The following is an 18,199-nucleotide window of genomic DNA, read 5'->3' as shown; positions in this document are numbered from 1 at the left end:
GATGGAACAACTGTATCTGTTGCGCGCGATTTTTCATGGAATGGCGTTCTAAGGGACTAGTCTGCCCTTTTTTAACGAACCTCATACCTGAAAAATAAAGCAAAGCGCATCTTCCACGAGTCAAGGAGAGTGCTGTTTGCGCTCTCCTTTTTTTGATGCGCCAGAGAGGACATTTCATATGATGATCTGCGACATCCAACACCTGACAAAACAATTCGGAGGCGACGATATCTTAACGGACGTCTCCCTCTTTATCGAGCACCAAGACCGCATCGGCTTGATCGGCCGAAACGGAAGCGGTAAAACGACGCTCTTACGTTTGATTGCCCGTCTTGATTCCGAAGACAGCGGAACGATTTATCAAAAAAGCGGGCTCTCCATCGGTTATTTGGCACAACTTCCCGTGTTCGACAACGTAATGACGGGGCGTGATGTCCTGTGGACTGCCTTCGCCACGCTTGTCGATTTACAACGCTCCCTGCAACAAATCGAACGGGACATGGCGACAAAAACGGATCAAATCGATCAGTTGCTCGAACGCTACACGCAAGAGACCGAAGCTTTTGAGCGCCAAGGCGGGTATTTGCTGGATTCCAAAATCGACCGGATGATTAACGGCTTGCAGTTGCATGCCCTTTTGGACCGTCCGTTTGAGCAGCTCAGCGGCGGCGAACAGACCAAAATCTGCCTCGGAAGGATGTTGTTGACCGAGCCGGAGTTGTTGATCCTCGACGAACCGACGAACCATCTGGATTTAGACGCCGTCGAGTGGCTGGAATCCTTTTTAGCCGATTATGCCGGGGCTGTCCTGATCGTCTCCCACGATCGTGTGTTTCTTGATGCGGTCGTGACGCGCATCGCTGAACTGGAGGAGGGGCAGATTCAGCTGTACCAGGGAAATTACACGTTTTACGTGAAGGAAAAGGAACGCCTTCTACTTGAGCAATTCCATGCTTACCAGGAACAACAGAAGAAGATCAAGCAGATGAAGGAAGCGATCCGCCGTCTGCGGCAATGGGCAAACGAAGCGTCACCACCAAGCGAAAAACTATTCCGAAAAGCAAAATCGATGGAACGGGCACTCGCACGGATCGAACGGATCAAACGCCCAAGGCTTGACGCCGAGACCCCCGATCTTGCGTTTGCAGCACATGGAAAAACGAGCCGGATGGTTTACCGCGTCGAGGATGTCAGTATTGCCTTCTCTAAACAACCGTTGTTTCATTCATTAAACTTTGAGATTTCGGCAAAAGATCGAATCGCCATCGTCGGCGCAAACGGAAGCGGAAAATCCACACTATTGCATCTCCTGTTAGGCCATCTCGAACCGACAAGCGGTCTGATTACGCGTGGACCGTCAGTGAAAATCGGCTACCTGTCGCAACGAGTTGACTTCCCGCCCGGTGAACGTTTGATTGACGTTTTTCGCACGACCGTTGATCTCGATGAAGGAACGGCGCGGCAGCGTCTCGCCCAGTTCTTGTTTTTTGGCCCCCGGGTCTTCTTACCGGTCGAGGCGTTAAGTGGTGGCGAACGCATGCGGCTGATGCTCGCGGTTCTGGTCCACTCCGATTTGAACGTACTGATTTTGGATGAGCCGACCAATCATCTCGACATCGAATCACGTGATGCGCTTGAAGAGGCACTCGAATCGTTTGACGGAACGTTGATCGCCGTTTCGCACGACCGCTATTTCTTGAACCGGCTGTTTACGAAGACCCTTTGGCTTGATCAGACGATGGAGCTGTTTCCCGGTCCCTATGTCTATGCGTCAACCAAACGGCAAACACAGTCGCCTGACGCCAAAATACCGAAGAACGTCGTCTCTGCTAAAAAACGACCATCTCCTTCTATTCCAGTACAGACAACACGTCAAGTAGAAGAGACGATCGAACGATTGGAACAGGAACTGAAGATGCTTGATCGGCAACTTGCTGAAACGACGGATTATGAAGAGACGGTGAAACTTTTTTCTATCCGTGAAGAACTTGTCCAACAGCTCGATGCGCAATACGAACAATTTTTAGCTTCGGAATGAGTCATTCCTCCTAAATTATGTGATTTTATGACCTGTCGATTTAGTCGACAGGTCTCTTTTATTTTTCAAAAACAGTTCAAATTCTCTACTTTTTAAATAGTTAACCGTGTTAATTTATGAAAAAAAGTTTCAAAATTCACCTTGCATATTATCTGAAAATTCGTATAATTTAGCGTATAGCCATTTTGCTACAACACATTAGGAGGAATTTTTCAGATGGATGCCTTTCAACAAGCAGTACAATCAGGAGTCGATTTTGCCAACAACTTATTATGGTCTTATGTTTTAATCGCGGCACTGATCGGAGTCGGCATCTACTTTACGATTCGGACAAAATTCATTCAGTTCCGGTACTTAAAAGAAATGTTCCGTGTCACACTCGATAAAAACGAGAAAACAACGGACGATGAAGGACAAAGCATTACCTCTTTACAGTCCTTCTTCATCGGTGCCGCTACACGAATCGGAACTGGTAACCTCGCCGGTGTTACGATTGCCCTTACGCTCGGCGGACCCGGTGCCGTCTTCTGGATGTGGATGGTTGCATTACTCGGAGGCGCAACTGCTTTAATTGAAAGTACGCTTGCTCAAGTCTATAAAGTCCGCGACAGTAAAACGAATGCCTACCGCGGCGGTCCCGCCTACTACATCGAAAAGGGTTTAAAAAACCGTGCGCTCGGTGTTGTCTTCGCCATCTTAATCGCCGTCACGTTCGGCTTAATCTTCAATTCCGTTCAATCGAACACGATTGCGGCCGCATTTGATAATGCCTTTGGTATCAATAAAGCTGTCGTCGGCGGTGTACTCGTTGTCTTGACAGGACTGGTCATCTTCGGTGGTGTTCACCGGGTAGCGAAGTTCTCAGCCATCGTCGTCCCTGTCATGGCCGGTCTTTACCTGATTGCTGCTCTGTTCGTCGTCGTCACGAACCTGACGGAACTTCCCGGCGTCTTCGCTATGATCTTCAAGAGCGCTTTCGGCATCGAGCAAGCTTTCGGCGGATCGGTCGGAGCTGCGATTTCGCTTGGTGTCAAACGGGGTCTGTTCTCAAACGAAGCCGGTATGGGTTCTGCACCGAACGCTGCCGCGGCGGCCGAAGTTTCTCACCCGGCCAAACAAGGATTCCTACAAACACTTGGTGTTTTCCTTGATACGTTGATCGTTTGTACAGCAACAGCTGCCATCGTTCTTCTCAGTGACAGTTATGCGACAGGTAACGGGGAAGGAATCGCGATGTTACAGAACGCATTAGGTGAACAACTGGGTGCCGTCGCTCCTGCCTTCATCGCAATCTGTGTCTTCTTGTTCGCTTTCAGTTCAATCGTCGGCAGTTACTACTACGGTGAAACAAACATCGAATTCATCAAAAACAGTCCGGCTGCTGTCTTCGGATTCCGGATTGCGACAATGGCCTTTGTTTTCATCGGTTCCGTCCTCAGTCTGGGAATGGTTTGGAGCTTCGCTGACCTCTTCATGGCAGGTATGACGTTGATCAACTTGACGGCCATCTCACTCTTAGGCGGTATCGCCCTCAAAGTCATCAACGATTACCAGGAACAACGGAAAAAAGGACTCGATCCGGTCTTCTCGGCGAAAGCACTCGGTATCGAAAATACAGAGTGTTGGGACGAAGAAGAAACCGTTCGTCCGGCAGCAGGAGAAGCATCCCCTCCTCCAATCGCCCGTCGCTAATTTCATCGTTTCCTTGGACATGACGAATCTTCGTGATGTCCAAGGTTTTTTTCTGTCCAGGATTATGTTTATGGAATCTTGGGAAAATAGGAACAGGTAGAATCAAAGGAGGAATCATTTGTGTCAAAAGTCATGCTCATCATCAATCCGTCATCCGGTAAAGAACTTGGAAAGAAACACGCTGAATTTGCGGAAGGAACATTGGCGCAACGGTTTACGGAAGTCGATGTCCGTTTTACGGAAAAAGAACGCGATGCAACCGAATTTGCCAAACAAGCTGCAGTCGGGCATTATGATGCCGTCGTCGCTATGGGTGGGGATGGAACGGTTAATGAGGTCATCACCGGCATCGCGGAACAAGAACATCGACCGACGCTTGGCATCGTGCCGCTCGGAACGGTCAATGACTTAGCGCGTGCATTGAACATTCCGACAGATCCGCAGGAAGCTATCAGCGTTTTAGAGGATGCTCCGTCCCGCCCGCTCGACATCGGTAAGTATGATGATCATTATTTCATGAACGTCATCGCTGTCGGTTTGATTGCAGAAGCGGTCGAAGAAGTAAGTGTCGAACAAAAAACATCGCTTGGTTCCGTCGCCTACTTCATTGAAGGACTAAAAGCCTTTAAAGACCATAGTCCCTATCCGATCCAACTGACGGCGAAAGAAAAATCGTTTGATGGTGAAACGCCTCTCCTGATCATTTCCTTGACCAATTCTGTCGGCGGTTTCGAATCGTTTGCGAAAGAAGCCCGTGTCGACGATGGTCTGTTGCATGTCTTCATCGTCAAACAGCTTGGTTTCTTTGATGCCTTACAGGCCTTACCGAAACTATTAACCGGAAAAATTTCTGACGCTGATCAAGTGGAATATTTTACGACAAAAGAAGTTCATATCGATTCAAAGGAACGTCTCCCGATTAATGCTGACGGCGACACAGCGGGTCATCTTCCTGTTACGGTTCAGGTCTTAAGCCAGCATTTAACTGTTTTCGCACCCGTTTCCAACTAATTCTTTTTGCCTATACCCCGTGATGATGTGTCTCTCGCATCGTCACGGGTTTTTAAATTTTTTCATAAAAAGAGCTATACATTCTATTTTATTTAAAACAAATTCAGATAATAAATGAAAAATATTCCATTACAATATATGTTATACAACTATAATCTTGCAATGAAACTGAAATATTTTTGTGTTATTTGCGATGCTATAATCATTCTATCAAGAAAATATTTATACATATTAAATACATATGCTTTGTATCTTACAACTTTGAAAGGGTCTTGTTCCCTTACATAATCGTCCGTCGTCTTTCACACTTTAGGAGGAACTTCTACATGAAACGCATGATTACAACTATGACAATGACAGCACTGATGGTTTCTGGTTTCGCTACAACGGGTATAGAAAAAGTTGAAGCAGCAACAACGTACAAAGTAAAAGTAACCGCAGACGGGTTGCGGGTTCGAACGGGTCCTTCGACTGCTTACAAAGTCGTCGGTAGTGTCAATTCTGGTCAAACTTTCAATTATTTAGGCGTGTCCGGATCTTGGACAAAAATTTCTTACGGCGGCACATCCCGTTACATCTCTTCTACATATGCTAAAAAATACAGTGTTACGACATCTACAAAAGCGTCTAGCGGATTTTCACGACCAGCCAGCGGACGGATTGCCCAAGGGTATGGTGCCGCTAGCGGTACTTACGGTTACACGTTCCATAACGGGATTGATATCGCTGCCCCAACGGGTACACCAGTTTATGCTTCTGCTGCCGGTACAGTCATCACTTCCCGGTATTACGGCGCTTACGGTAACCACATCATGATGAAGCATACCGTCAATGGAATTTCCTATACGACGGTATATGCACACTTAAGCAGTCGAGCTGTTTCTGTTGGACAAACTGTTGCCAAGGGTTCACGCATCGGTAATATCGGCAACACCGGCAACTCATTCGGCTCACACCTTCATTTCGAAATGCACCGTGGAAACTATGTTTACAGCGCTTCTTCTGCAGCAAACAGCGTCAACCCGCTGAACTATTTTAATTAAGACCTGATCTCCTCTCACGCGAATGTTTATCTTCGCGTGAGTTTTTTTTGTCGTTCGTTCGAGATGAAATCCTTTGCAAAGAATGATACGGTTATAGGACAAACTTTCCGTAAAGGAGGATTTCCCTTGAAGAATACGCTCCCGCTTCTGCTTTCGACAAGCTTCGTACTGACCATCCTTGCCGGTTGCCAAGATCAACCGACACCTGAAGAACGATTAGATGCCTATATCAAATTATGGGAAAAACAAGATTACGATAAAATGTATGCTGATTATGCCAGCAAGGAAACTCAAAAAACATACGGTAAAAAAGAGTTTGTCGATCGGACAAAAAAATTAGCTGATTCTCTTGCCATTGAAAAGATCTCTGTCGAACGAATGAAAACCACAGAAAACGAAGAGAAGGAACAGACAAGTTTACCGGTGAAAATCTCTTTTGAGACACTGGCCGGACCGGTTTCCTATAAAAAGGACATCCCGTTAACGTTCGAGAAACAACAAGATACGGAAAACTGGTACATTGACTGGAATTCTTCGTTTGTTTTAAAGGATTTCAAGAAAGAGGATCAAGTCCAGTTGACGACGCTCGATGCCAAACGTGGTGATTTACTTGATGTCAAAAATCAGCCTCTCGCCACGACAGGCACCGGTTACCAAGTCGGTGCCGTTGCAGGTAAAGTCAAAGATCTTACTGCGCTTGCCAAACTGCTCGACCGTCCTGTCTCTGCAATCGAAGATGCACTCGGCGCCAGTTGGGTCAAGGACGGACAATTCGTTCCGCTGAAGACGTATACAGCAAACGACAAATCAAAAATCGACCGCCTCAAGCAACTCGACGGTATCAGCGTCAAGGAAACGGAAGTCCGGACATATCCGTTCGGGAAAGCGACTTCCCATTTGATCGGCTATACCGGTTCCGCAACAGCGGATGACATCAAACAATCAAAACAAACGATCCAAGCAGGCGAACAAGTCGGAAAACGCGGTCTCGAGCAGGTACTCGACGAAACATTACGCGGGAAGTCCGGTGCCCAAATCAACATCGTTAAGCCGGATAAAACAACGGTTACCGTCGCTGAGACGGAAGCAAAGGATGGACAGGATATCGAGCTGACGATCGACGGGAAGTTACAACAAACGACCTATGCGACGATGAACGATGATCCGGGGACTGCGACCGCGATTGATCCCCGGACCGGTGAGACCCGTGTCCTGCTAAGTTCTCCCGGATTCGATCCGTCGGAATTTACAACGGGTATTTCACAGGCCCGTCTCGATACGTTGACGAACGATCCCGATCAACCGCTGTTAAACCGGTTTACGAGTGCCTTTGCTCCCGGCTCGACCCAAAAACCGTTGACGGCAGCGGTCGGCTTAAAAAGTCAAACGCTCGATCCGGAAAAAGCGTATACGATTGACGGGTTAAAGACAAAAGTCGACGGGTTCAACGTCACACGGATTCACGAGACACCGGATCCGGTCAATCTCCATAATGCCTTGGTCTACTCGGATAATATCTACTTCGCCAAATCAACACTCGAACAAATCGGAACCAAAACGTTTACTTCCGGTCTTGAAGCACTCGGGTACGGAGAAAAAATTCCCTTCACTTATCCGATGCGGGCATCACAAATTTCAAACGACGGTTCGATTGCTTCCGACGGTCAGCTGATGGATACATCTTACGGACAAGGACAGATGCTGACAAACATCCTGCACCTTGCTTCGATGTACGAAATCTTCCTGACAGACGGGACAATTTATCGACCGACGTTGCTGGCCGAAGAAAAAACGAAGCAGGTTTGGAAAAAAGACGTGCTCGACGCAAAAGATGCTGCAATGATCCGCGACGATCTGTATGATGTCGTTCATGCGGGCTACTCCTTACCGGCTGATATTCCTGAAATTAAAGTTGCCGGCAAAACCGGCACAGCTGAACTAAAGAAGTCCGGTGAAGAAAACGGTCAGGAAAACGGCTTTTTCGTCGGCTATGACAATGACAAGAAAGATTTGCTCGTTGCGATCATGATTGAATCGGTCGAGAAGGAAGACCGGGGCAGCCCGTATGTATCGGGTCTTGTCGCAGACGTTTTAAAAAGTCATGCCAACAAATGAAAAGTGATACTACAGCAAACGAGGGTGCCGGAATGAAATCCGGTACCCTCGTTTTGTCATGCTCCTATTTTTACACCGTCACGTCCGGCAGGCGGGCTGCCATCAATTGTTCAATTGCCGTTTCATCCCCTTGCTGCAACAATTCGACGATTTTACTGCCAACGATGACACCAGCGACACTTGTACTGAGCTGACGGACGTGTTCCGGTGTACTGATCCCGAAGCCAGCCATGACCGGAACCGGACTCAGTTGCGCCACTTTCGCCAAATGCTGTTCAAGTGAATCCCCGAAGTTGGTTTGTCCCCCTGTCGTCCCGTTAACGGTCACGGCGTAAAGGAACCCTTCGCTGCGCGTCGCAAGTTTTTCAATTCGTTCAATCGGACTTGTCAGCGAGACCAGTTGAACGAGTGCGATGTCTGTTTTATTGCGTCCGGCAAAAAACTGATCGCTTTGTTCGAGTGGCAGATCGGGAATGATCAACCCGTCGACACCGACTTCACGGCACGTCGATAAAAAGGAATCAATACCGAAGCGGAAGATTGGATTCAAGTACGTCATGACGACGATTGGCACGCTAGTTGACTGACGCGCAATCCGGATCGCCTCAAGGACATCCTTCAAACTGATTTTCTCTGCCAGTGCCCGTAGTCCTGCTTCCTGAATGACCGGACCATCGGCAACCGGATCGGAAAACGGCACCCCGACTTCAATCGCCGTCGCACCGGATCGTTCAAGAAACGCTAAAATATCCGGCAGACGATCGATGCCTCCGTCTCCTCCCATGACATACGGGATAAACGCTTTTTCACCACGTGCATTAACTGTTCGGATTGCTTCTTCTAATCGCATCATGCTTCCCCCTTCAAGGCATTTCTGACGGTCATGACATCTTTATCGCCGCGTCCTGAAAGACAGATGACGACAACTTCTTCCGGTTGCATCCCTTTTGCGAGTTCCGTCGCCTGTGCGACGGCATGAGCCGACTCCAGTGCCGGAATGATGCCTTCTTTTTGACAGAGCAGTTGCAAGGCATCGAGTGCCTGTTGATCCGTTACTGCTTCGTACTGAACACGGCCGATGTCTTTTAGCAGGCTGTGTTCCGGTCCGACTCCCGGATAGTCCAGTCCGGCTGAAATCGAGTGTGCTTCCGTGACTTGACCATGCTCATCCTGTAAGAGATACATCATTGAGCCGTGCAGGACACCGACCTCACCTTTAGACATCGTGGCGGCATGTTTCTCCGTCTCGAGTCCGTTTCCGGCTGCTTCGATGCCGTACAATGCGACTTCTTCATCGTCGATAAACGGATGGAACATGCCAATTGCGTTGCTTCCGCCTCCGACACAGGCAACGATGGCTTCCGGTAACTTGCCTTCTTTTTCAAGAATCTGCGCCCGTGTTTCCTTACCGATGATCGCTTGGAAATCACGGACGATTTCCGGGAACGGGTGGGGGCCGAGGACCGATCCCATCAAGTAATGCGTATCGTCGACGTGTTTGACCCAGTAACGTAACGCTTCATTGACAGCATCTTTTAACGTCCGGCTTCCTTGCGTTACCGAAACGACTTTCGCGCCGAGCAACTCCATCCGGAAGACGTTTAATTCCTGGCGCCGGATGTCTTCTTCTCCCATAAAGATGACGCATTCGAGATCAAGTAGCGCACAGACGGTCGCCGTCGCGACACCGTGTTGTCCGGCACCGGTCTCGGCAACAATTTTCCGTTTTCCCATCCGTTCGGCGAGTAGTGCTTGCCCAATCGTATTGTTGATTTTATGGGCACCGGTATGGTTCAAATCTTCGCGTTTCAAGTAGATTTTTGCGCCGCCGATCGCCCGCGTCAAATGTTCCGCGTAATAAAGCGGTGTTTTTCGTCCGACATAATTTTCGAGTAAATCATTCATCCGTTCATGAAACGCCGGATCTTCCTTCACTTCGGCATAGGCTTGTTCGAGCTCAAGAACGGCCTGCATCAATGTTTCCGGAATGTAACGTCCTCCGTAGATTCCGTATTGTCCCAGTGCATCAGGTTGTGAATAACGTGTCATTTAAAAGTCTCCTTTACGGCATCATGAAATGCCTGCATTTTTTTCGTATCTTTTTGACCATTCGTTTCAATACCGCTTGAGACATCAACAGCAAACGGCTGATACCGTTCAATCACTTGTCCGACGTTATCTGCCTGCAGACCACCTGCGACGAACATCGGTTGATCGACCCGTAGATCGGTTGTCCAATCAAAGGTTTGACCGCTTCCCGCTTCCAGTGCATCAAATAACACATAATCGGCGTCCGGATGAACCGTAATCTGTGTTCCGGCTGCGAGCGCCTGAATGACCGGCACCCGCTTCTCCCGGTACAGCTCATCCGGGACCTGCCCGTGAAGCTGAATTAAATCCAATCCGACCTGCTCAATCGCTTCCTCGACTTCCTGTTTCGTCGGAGAGACGAAGACACCGACGACCTGGACCGTCTCCGGAATTTCTGCCCGAAGCCGTGCTGCTTCCGTCAATGTGACCTGCCGCTTGCTCGGAGCAAAGACGAATCCGATATAGTCCGCCCGTTCAACGGCGAAATGGACGTCTTCTTGCCGCTTCAGCCCACAGAACTTAATACGTGTCATGTTTCACTCCGTTGACGGCTTGAATGAAAGTTGCCGGATCTTCCGCCCGCATTAACGTTTCCCCGATTAAAATTCCATCTGCACCTGCCGCGTGAAGCATCTGCGCTTCAGCAACGGTCTTGATGCCGCTCTCACTGATATAGCGGACATCCGTTGATTTCGTTTTGAGTAACTCGATTGACGTGTCGAGACTGACTTCGAATTTCTTCAGGTTCCGGTTGTTGATGCCGATAATTTTCGCCTGCAACCGTTCCGCCCGTTCCAGCTCCGCCGCATCGTGCACTTCGACCAATACTTCGAGGCCACTCGCATAAGCATAGGCGTATAGATCGTGTAAGGTTTCGTCGTCAAGCGCCGCAACGATCAACAGAATCAAACTGGCACCATGAGCTTTCGCGAGATCAATCTGGATCCGGTCGATCATAAAGTCTTTACACAGCACCGGAACGTTGACTGCTTTCGTGACGGCCGCTAAATCTTCCATGCTTCCTTTAAAATACGTTTGATCGGTCAAGACCGAGATGACCGTTGCCCCACTTGCCGCATACCGTTTCGCCTGTTCAACAGGATCGACATGCAATGAAATATCACCCTTTGACGGTGAAGCCCGTTTGATTTCGCCGATGACGGACAAATCCGTCCCTCCAAGTGATTGATGAATCGACTGGTTGAGCTTCCGGGGTTCCGCCGCTCTGACCCCGTCGATTTTCAGACGGTCGACTTCCTGTCGTTTCGTCTCGATGATGCGGTCTAATATATTCATCCGATTGCCTCCTGTTGTTTCATCCGTTGTAAATAATGTAATTTTTCAAGTGCCCGACCGGAATCGATGCTTTCCGCCGACCGTTCGATTCCTTCGCGAATCGTCTCGACCCGCCCTTCCGCAAACAAAGCGATTCCGGCATTGAGTAAGACGGTATCCCGGTATGGACCCGCTTCCCCGCGGAGGACCCGCAAGAGGATTTCCGCATTTTCTGCAGCCGTACCGCCACGGATGGCTTCGAGTGGCGCGACCGCCAGTCCAACTTCTTCCGGGTGAAGACTGAACCGGATCAACTCGCCTTGATCGAGCAGCACCAATTGATTTGTTCCTGCGAGTGATGCTTCATCCATCCCACACGCTCCGTGTAAGACGATGGCACGTTTTCGTCCAAGCCGATGTAAGGTCAAGGCCATCGTCTCAAGCAAATCTTCCCGGTAAATTCCGAGTAACTGTGTTTTTAATGGTACCGGATTCGTTAGCGGTCCAATCAGATTAAAGATTGTCGGAATCCGTAAATCGCGGCGGACTTTCATGATCTGTTTGACACGCGGGTGCATCCGTTGGGCGAACAGAAACGCAATCCCGTTTGCTTCAAGCAACTTCGCAATGTCTTCTGCCGTCACATCGAGCGGGACACCGAGTGCTTCGAGTACATCGGCACTGCCCGTTTTGCTTGAGACACTCCGGTTTCCGTGTTTTGCTACTTTGGCTCCGGCACCGGCCAAAACAAATGCCGCTGTCGTACTGATGTTAAAGGATTGGGAACCGTCGCCGCCTGTTCCGCAGTTATCGATAAAATCCGTTCCTGTCACCGGAATGTCGAGTGCGACTTCCCGCATGATGGAAGCAAGACCGGCCAGTTCTTCCGCCGTTTCACCTTTGGCTTTCAGTGCAACGAGAAAAGCTGCAATTTCACTGTCTGTGACATCTGCCGCAAATAAGGCGCGGGCCGCCTGTTGCATTTCATCAAAGCGGAGATGATTGGCATTCGTCAATTTCGTCAATACGTCCTTCATTCCTGTCACTCCTTCGTCAGTTCGATAAATCGTTGAATCATTTGTTGTCCAAACGGGGTTCCGATCGATTCCGGGTGAAACTGAATCCCGTATGTCGGATGTGTGTGGTGTTCGAGTGCCATGATTGTTCCGTCATCGGTCACGGCGGTCACTTCCAGTACTTCCGGTAAGCTCGTCCGCTCGACGATCAAGGAATGGTAACGCATGACGTCGAGTTGTTCCGGAAGACCGGTAAACAATCGTCCGGTTTGCCGGATTGTTGATGTCTTTCCGTGCCGGATCTCATCCGCTTCGATGACACGGCCGCCAAATGCTTGACCGATTGCCTGGTGTCCGAGACAGACACCGAGTATCGGGATCTTTCCGGAGTATGTCTCAATCACGTCGAGGCAAATACCGGCATCACTCGGATGACCCGGTCCCGGCGATAAGATGATTCCAGCCGGATTCAAGTCGGCAATCGCGCTCACTTCAATCGCATCATTTCGGATGACTCGGATCTCATCGTAGACGGCTGCATATTGATACAGGTTATAGGTAAAAGAATCATAGTTGTCAATCAGTACAATCATTTCCAGACCTCCAGTAACGACTTCGCTTTATGCAACGTCTCTTCATACTCCAAGGTCGGATCAGAATCATAGACTATACCCGCTCCGGCCTGAACGTACGCTTTTCCGTGTTGGATGACCATCGTCCGGATGGCGAGCGCAAAATCAAGATTTCCGCTGACATCAAAATACCCGACCGCTCCGGCATAGACTTCCCGTTTTTTTGTCTCATATTGATTGATCAACTGCATCGCCCGAATCTTCGGGGCTCCCGAGACGGTACCTGCCGGCAGACAGGAAATCAATGCGTCCGCTCCTGTACGTCCTTCCGCAAGTCTTCCTTCGACGACGGAAACGAGATGCATGACATTTTTGAACCGTTCGATTTCCATTTCCCGCGAGACATGGATGGTACCGACCTGGCAGACTTGACCAAGATCATTTCGTCCTAAGTCAACGAGCATCCGGTGTTCAGCCTGTTCTTTCTCGTCGTTCAATAAATCATGCGCCAGTTGCGTGTCTTCCTGTTTCGTTTTTCCGCGGGGCCGTGTCCCGGCAATCGGATTTGTCGTGACATGACGACCTTTGACCTGGACCAGACTTTCCGGTGATGCACCAAGGACGATGACTTCTCCTAAATCAATGTAAAAGAGATACGGGCTCGGATTGTCCTGGCGCAGCTTCCGGTAAAAGTGGAACGGGTCGCCGGCGAATGTCGCATCGAGCCGTTGCGACAGGACCAGTTGGAACACATCTCCCTGACGAATATGTTGTTTCGCCTGTTCGACGAGTGATATAAAAGTTTCTTTTTCAATCTGCGGTTGATAGACGATGTTTTCAAGCGGGCGCTCGATCCGGGTCTGCTGACCGGTTTGTTCCAGTAAGGTTTTGCGGAGCTTCAGTTTCCGAATCATCTCCTGCCGGTCCGTCAGTCCACCGAGTGACGTATGAATTAAATGCACCCGGTGTTCCAGGTGGTCATATAAAATAATTTCGTCATAGACGGCAAGCAAGGCGTCCGGCAAATTGCGGTCACTGTCCGGTACCGCTCCGATGTTCTCATACGCCCGAATCGCATCATAGCCGACATAGCCGATTGCGCCGCTTAAGAACGGAAAGTCGGCATCGGTCGTCCCCCGTGTCACAGACTGTTGCAACAGCCGGACCGGATTCCCTGTCATCGTCACGGTTTCTTCCGTCTGAAGATGGTGCCGCGTCACTTGATTGCCTTCCGCCCGAAGCAATTCGACCGGATTGACGCCGATGATCGAGTAACGACCGTTACTGCCGCTCGCTGAGCTTTCAAGCAGACATTTCCGGTCTCCTTCCAGATTTAAAAAGATGGAGATTGGCGTCAATTCATCGCCGTTCATTTCGATTTGCTCGATTATCAATTGTTCTGTCTCGATCATCCTGTTCGCCTCCTGATATAAAAAAAGTCCTCCATACAGCAAATGCCGTATGGAGGACGATAGACTCGCGGTGCCACCTCACAATTGGAACGATACACGTTCCCACTCTTCCGATGCGTCTTGACGAGACATCGTAGCCTAAGATAACGGGGGCTTCCGTCACGACCTACTTACCGTTCAGTCATGCTCTCATGAGACCATTCATCAGACATCGCTGTACGGAAGTTCCACCTCTCTCCCGCTCTCTGGAACAACGATTTGTCTGACTACTTAACTCATTCATCGATTTACTTATTCACTTAAATACGAAAAGGGTTTCCCCATCCATTCATGTTAAACATGAAGGACGGGAAAACCCGCGGTACCACCTTCGTTGACTAGTACTAGTCCCCTCGAACGAACCGGTCACCCTGATTCGTCGTCCTTGATAACGGAAGGTACCCGTCAGAGCCTACTGTAAGTTCGGTCTGATGCTCAGAAGCCCATTCACCTGTTTCCCGATACTGATTCGCACCACCCATCAGCTCTCTTCAATCGTTTCATAGGTTACTTTTCTTCGTCATTGCGTCTATGTTCTTTAATTGTCCTTCATGTTACGTGGGAAACCGTTTTCTGTCAATAGATTTGTCTTAATCAATATAAAGACAGTTGATTCGGGTCGATTGACTCGAGTGCGTGTTTGACCGTCTGCAGGAACTGACCGGCAACGAGTCCGTCGAGTACCCGGTGGTCAATCGACATACAAAGGTTGACCATATCGCGTGCTGCGAACATGCCGTTCACCCAAACCGGACGTTTGACGATTGATTCGACCGACAAAATCGCCGCTTGCGGGAAGTTCAGAATCGGTGCTGACTGAATCGAACCAAATGATCCGGTATTGTTGACCGTAAACGTTCCGCCCTGCATCTCGCTTGACGACAGTCGTCCGGATTGCGCCCGTTTGCCGAAATCATCGATTGCCCGCGCCAGTCCTTTAATGCTGAGTTCATCCGCATTTTTGACGACCGGTACGAACAAGGCTTCTTGCGTCGCGACCGCGAGGGACAAGTTGATTGCTTTTTTCTGGATGATCTTGTCGCCCGCCCACGTCGAGTTCATGATTGGATGTTTCTTTAATGCTTCAACGGTTGCTTTCATGAAGAACGGGAGGAATGTCAATTTGACCCCTTCTTGTTTAAAGAATGCCTCTTTGTGACGATTCCGGGCTTCGACCAGGTTCGTCACGTCAACTTCAATCATCAACCAGGCATGCGGTGCTTCCTGTTTTGAGCGGACCATGTTCGTTGCGATTGCTTGGCGGACACCGGCCGTCGGAATTTCGATGTCTCCGGCTTCTGTCGTGCTCGTCATCGGTTTAGCCGCTTGCGGTCGCACTGCTTGCGGTTGTTCATGTCGTTCCGGTCGTGCTTCCGGTTTTGGTGCCGGCACCGACTCAATCGTCGGCGCTTCGACCGTATCCGGTTGCGCGATTTGTCCGGTTTCGACGATTTTGAGCAGGTCTTTCCGGGTAATCCGACCACCTGCCCCCGTTCCCGAAACCTGCTCCAAATCAATCCCGTGCTCGGCAGACAATTTAAGAACGGCCGGTGAATAACGTTTCTTCATCGATTGATCACTTGAGACCGTTGTTTCTTCGATTGCTGGAACGGCTTCTTCCGTTGCTGCGACTTGTGTTGATCCGCCGCTGACCTGCAAGGTTATGATCGCTTCCCCAACTTGCAACGTGTCCCCTTCTTCTGCCAACAGTTGATCGATGACACCGTCGAAGGACGATGGGACTTCTGCTGTCACTTTATCGGTGATGACTTCCGCGATCGGATCATACTTCTTGACTGTATCACCCGGTTTGACGAGCCAAAGGGAAATCGTCCCTTCCGTTACACTCTCACCAAGTTGTGGCATCGTTAATGTTTCAGTTTTCATTGACGTTTCCCCCTTAGTACGCGTGTAGCGTCCGGATTTTATCTTCGATTTTTTCGCTCGAGACGTTAAAGAATTTCTCCATCGTCGGCGCGTATGGCATCGCCGGGACATCCGGACCGCACAGTCGTTCGATTGGTGCGTCGAGATCAAATAACGCTTCTTCCGCAATAATCGCCGACACTTCACTCATGACACTGCCTTCTTTGTTATCTTCTGTCACGAGCAAGACTTTTCCGGTTTTCCGGGCTGCCTCGACGACTGCTTCCCGGTCAATCGGATAAACGGTCCGTAAATCAAGAATATGAACATCGATGCCGTCTTTCTCAAGACGTGCCGCTGCGTCAAGGGCGAATTGAACACAAAGACCGTACGTGATCACCGTCAAATCTTCGCCTTCCCGTTTGACATCAGCTTTGCCGATTTCAACGATATAATCCTCTTCCGGTACTTCACCTTTCAGGAGACGGTATCCGCGCTTATGTTCAAAGAACAACACCGGATCATTCGAACGGATTGCTGCCTTCAGCAGTCCTTTAGCATCGTACGGATTCGACGGAATGACGATTTTTAAGCCCGGTGTCGAATTGAACATCGCTTCGACGGATTGTGAGTGGTAAAGTGCGCCGTGAATTCCGCCGCCGAACGGTGCCCGGATGACGATCGGGCACGACCAGTCATTGTTCGAACGGTAACGGATTTTCGCCGCTTCACTGACGATCTGGTTGACGGCCGGCATGATGAAATCAGCAAACTGCATTTCAGCAATCGGTCGCATCCCGTACATCGCAGCCCCTATTCCGACACCGGCGATTGCACTCTCAGCGAGCGGTGCGTCGATGACACGTGCTTCCCCGAACTGTTCAAGTAATCCTTGTGTCGCCCGGAAAACGCCACCGCGGACGCCAACGTCTTCTCCGAGGACGAAGACCGATTCGTCGCGTTCCATCTCTTCTTTAATTGCGCTGTTGATTGCTTCGATTAAACTTAATGTCGTCATTTCGTTTCCCCCTCATCGTACACGTAACGGAGTGTGTTTTCAGCTGTATCATAGGCTGCTGCTTCCGCATAAGCCGTCGCTTCGTCTACTTCCTGCTCAAGTTTCGCTTCGATGTCTTGTGCCGTTTCTTCCGTTAAGACACCCATCTGAATTAATTTTTCACGGAACAATTTAACTCCGTCACGTGTTTTCAGTTCAGCCAGTTCTTCTGCCGAACGATACGATTTATCGTCATCATCCGATGAATGGGGAACAAGCCGTTCAACTTCGACTTCAATCAACGTCGGACCATCACCGCGGAGACCACGCTCACGCGCTTCTTTGACCGCTTTATAGACCGCAAGCGGGTCAATTCCGTCAATCGTCACACCCGGCATCCCGTATCCGATCGCCCGGTCGGCGACGTGTTTCGCCGATAATTGTTTCGAAAGCGGCGTTGAAATCGCATATTTATTGTTTTCACAAAACAGGATGACCGGTAATTTATGAATGCCGGCAAAGTTCGCCCCTTCATGGAAGTCGCCCTGGTTCGATGAACCTTCGCCGAATGAAACGTACGCGACAAGCGGCTCTTGACGCATCTTTGCAGCGAGGGCAATCCCGACGGCATGCGGAACTTGCGTCGTCACCGGGCTAGATCCCGTGACGATGTTTAAAGCACGCGAACCGTAATGACCCGGCATTTGCCGTCCGCCGGAGTTCGGATCTTCCGCTTTTGCGAAAGCGGACAACATGATGTCACGTGACGTCTGACCGAAATGCAACACGACGCCGAGATCGCGGTAGTACGGCAAGATATAGTCCGTCCCTTTTTCAAGCGCGTAAGCGGCGCCGACTTGGGCCGCTTCCTGCCCTTGACAGGAAACGAGGAACGGGATTTTTCCAGCCCGGTTCAATTTCCACATCCGTTCGTCAATCTTGCGCGCCCGGACCATCGTTTCGAACATTTGAATCGCATCTTGCTCCGTCAAACCCAGTTCGACGAGTTCTTTGAATTCTATTTTTTCCATC

Annotated in this window: 15 protein-coding genes and 2 other annotated features; of the genes, 5 read left to right on the top strand and 10 right to left on the bottom strand. The window is 49.7% G+C overall.

Features of this window, described 5'->3' with window-relative positions; genetic code table 11:
• Positions 1–178: 178 nt before the first annotated feature.
• From abc-f to HNY42_RS06215, 5 genes are all read left to right on the top strand, one after another.
• The gene (gene abc-f / locus HNY42_RS06235; protein ID WP_188005262.1) at positions 179–2,038 is read left to right on the top strand and encodes a ribosomal protection-like ABC-F family protein; all 1,860 of its coding nucleotides are present in this window, start codon (positions 179–181) and stop codon (positions 2,036–2,038) included.
• Positions 2,039–2,254: 216 nt separating this feature from the next.
• Positions 2,255–3,730, top strand: coding sequence for an alanine/glycine:cation symporter family protein (locus tag HNY42_RS06230; RefSeq protein WP_188005261.1), 1,476 nt, complete (start codon positions 2,255–2,257; stop codon positions 3,728–3,730).
• A 120-nt stretch (positions 3,731–3,850) separates the two neighbouring features.
• Positions 3,851–4,741 (top strand): diacylglycerol/lipid kinase family protein, encoded by an 891-nt coding sequence (locus HNY42_RS06225; RefSeq protein WP_114596321.1) that lies wholly within the window; start codon positions 3,851–3,853, stop codon positions 4,739–4,741.
• A 326-nt stretch (positions 4,742–5,067) separates the two neighbouring features.
• Positions 5,068–5,784, top strand: coding sequence for a peptidoglycan DD-metalloendopeptidase family protein (locus HNY42_RS06220; RefSeq protein ID WP_131503109.1), 717 nt, complete (start codon positions 5,068–5,070; stop codon positions 5,782–5,784).
• Positions 5,785–5,910: 126 nt separating this feature from the next.
• Positions 5,911–7,899 carry a penicillin-binding transpeptidase domain-containing protein gene (locus tag HNY42_RS06215; protein ID WP_188005260.1) on the top strand — a complete coding sequence of 663 codons (1,989 nt, stop codon included), beginning with the start codon at positions 5,911–5,913 and terminating at the stop codon, positions 7,897–7,899.
• A gap of 70 nt (positions 7,900–7,969) precedes the next feature.
• Here HNY42_RS06215 and trpA read toward each other — a convergent pair whose 3' ends face one another.
• From trpA to HNY42_RS06165, 10 genes are all read right to left on the bottom strand, one after another.
• Positions 7,970–8,749 (bottom strand): tryptophan synthase subunit alpha, encoded by a 780-nt coding sequence (gene trpA / locus HNY42_RS06210; protein ID WP_131973170.1) that lies wholly within the window; start codon positions 8,747–8,749, stop codon positions 7,970–7,972.
• Positions 8,749–9,948, bottom strand: coding sequence for a tryptophan synthase subunit beta (gene trpB, locus HNY42_RS06205; RefSeq protein WP_188005259.1), 1,200 nt, complete (start codon positions 9,946–9,948; stop codon positions 8,749–8,751). The genes trpA and trpB overlap by 1 nt, the downstream gene beginning before the upstream one ends.
• Positions 9,945–10,523 carry a phosphoribosylanthranilate isomerase gene (locus HNY42_RS06200; protein ID WP_188005258.1) on the bottom strand — a complete coding sequence of 193 codons (579 nt, stop codon included), beginning with the start codon at positions 10,521–10,523 and terminating at the stop codon, positions 9,945–9,947. Before HNY42_RS06200 ends, trpB begins: the two co-directional genes overlap by 4 nt.
• A complete protein-coding gene (gene trpC, locus HNY42_RS06195; RefSeq protein ID WP_131973173.1) occupies positions 10,510–11,286 on the bottom strand; it encodes an indole-3-glycerol phosphate synthase TrpC in 777 nt (258 codons plus the stop codon). Before trpC ends, HNY42_RS06200 begins: the two co-directional genes overlap by 14 nt.
• On the bottom strand, positions 11,283–12,302 hold the full coding sequence (gene trpD / locus HNY42_RS06190) for an anthranilate phosphoribosyltransferase (protein WP_131503115.1): 1,020 nt from the start codon (positions 12,300–12,302) through the stop codon (positions 11,283–11,285). Before trpD ends, trpC begins: the two co-directional genes overlap by 4 nt.
• Before the next feature lie 5 nt (positions 12,303–12,307).
• Positions 12,308–12,874, bottom strand: a complete 567-nt coding sequence (locus HNY42_RS06185; RefSeq protein ID WP_188005257.1) for an anthranilate synthase component II — start codon at positions 12,872–12,874, stop codon at positions 12,308–12,310.
• Entirely contained in the window at positions 12,871–14,265 is a 1,395-nt protein-coding gene (gene trpE, locus HNY42_RS06180; protein ID WP_131503117.1) for an anthranilate synthase component I, read from the bottom strand. Before trpE ends, HNY42_RS06185 begins: the two co-directional genes overlap by 4 nt.
• A 49-nt stretch (positions 14,266–14,314) precedes the next feature.
• Positions 14,315–14,557: a binding site (T-box leader), on the bottom strand.
• 47 nt (positions 14,558–14,604) lie between these two features.
• Positions 14,605–14,837, bottom strand: a binding site (T-box leader).
• A 61-nt stretch (positions 14,838–14,898) separates the two neighbouring features.
• Complete coding sequence (locus HNY42_RS06175) at positions 14,899–16,191, bottom strand: dihydrolipoamide acetyltransferase family protein (protein WP_188005256.1); 1,293 nt, start codon at positions 16,189–16,191, stop codon at positions 14,899–14,901.
• Between the two features lie 13 nt (positions 16,192–16,204).
• Positions 16,205–17,188 carry an alpha-ketoacid dehydrogenase subunit beta gene (locus HNY42_RS06170; RefSeq protein ID WP_131503119.1) on the bottom strand — a complete coding sequence of 328 codons (984 nt, stop codon included), beginning with the start codon at positions 17,186–17,188 and terminating at the stop codon, positions 16,205–16,207.
• On the bottom strand, positions 17,185–18,198 hold the full coding sequence (locus HNY42_RS06165; protein ID WP_114596332.1) for a thiamine pyrophosphate-dependent dehydrogenase E1 component subunit alpha: 1,014 nt from the start codon (positions 18,196–18,198) through the stop codon (positions 17,185–17,187). Before HNY42_RS06165 ends, HNY42_RS06170 begins: the two co-directional genes overlap by 4 nt.
• Position 18,199: the final 1 nt, after the last annotated feature.

This window comes from Exiguobacterium sp. Helios (assembly GCF_014524545.1).
Taxonomy (GTDB): Bacteria; Bacillota; Bacilli; order Exiguobacteriales; family Exiguobacteriaceae; genus Exiguobacterium_A.
The sequence above is the reverse complement of the archived record's forward strand: the minus strand, read 5'-3'. Positions and strand labels throughout refer to the sequence as shown.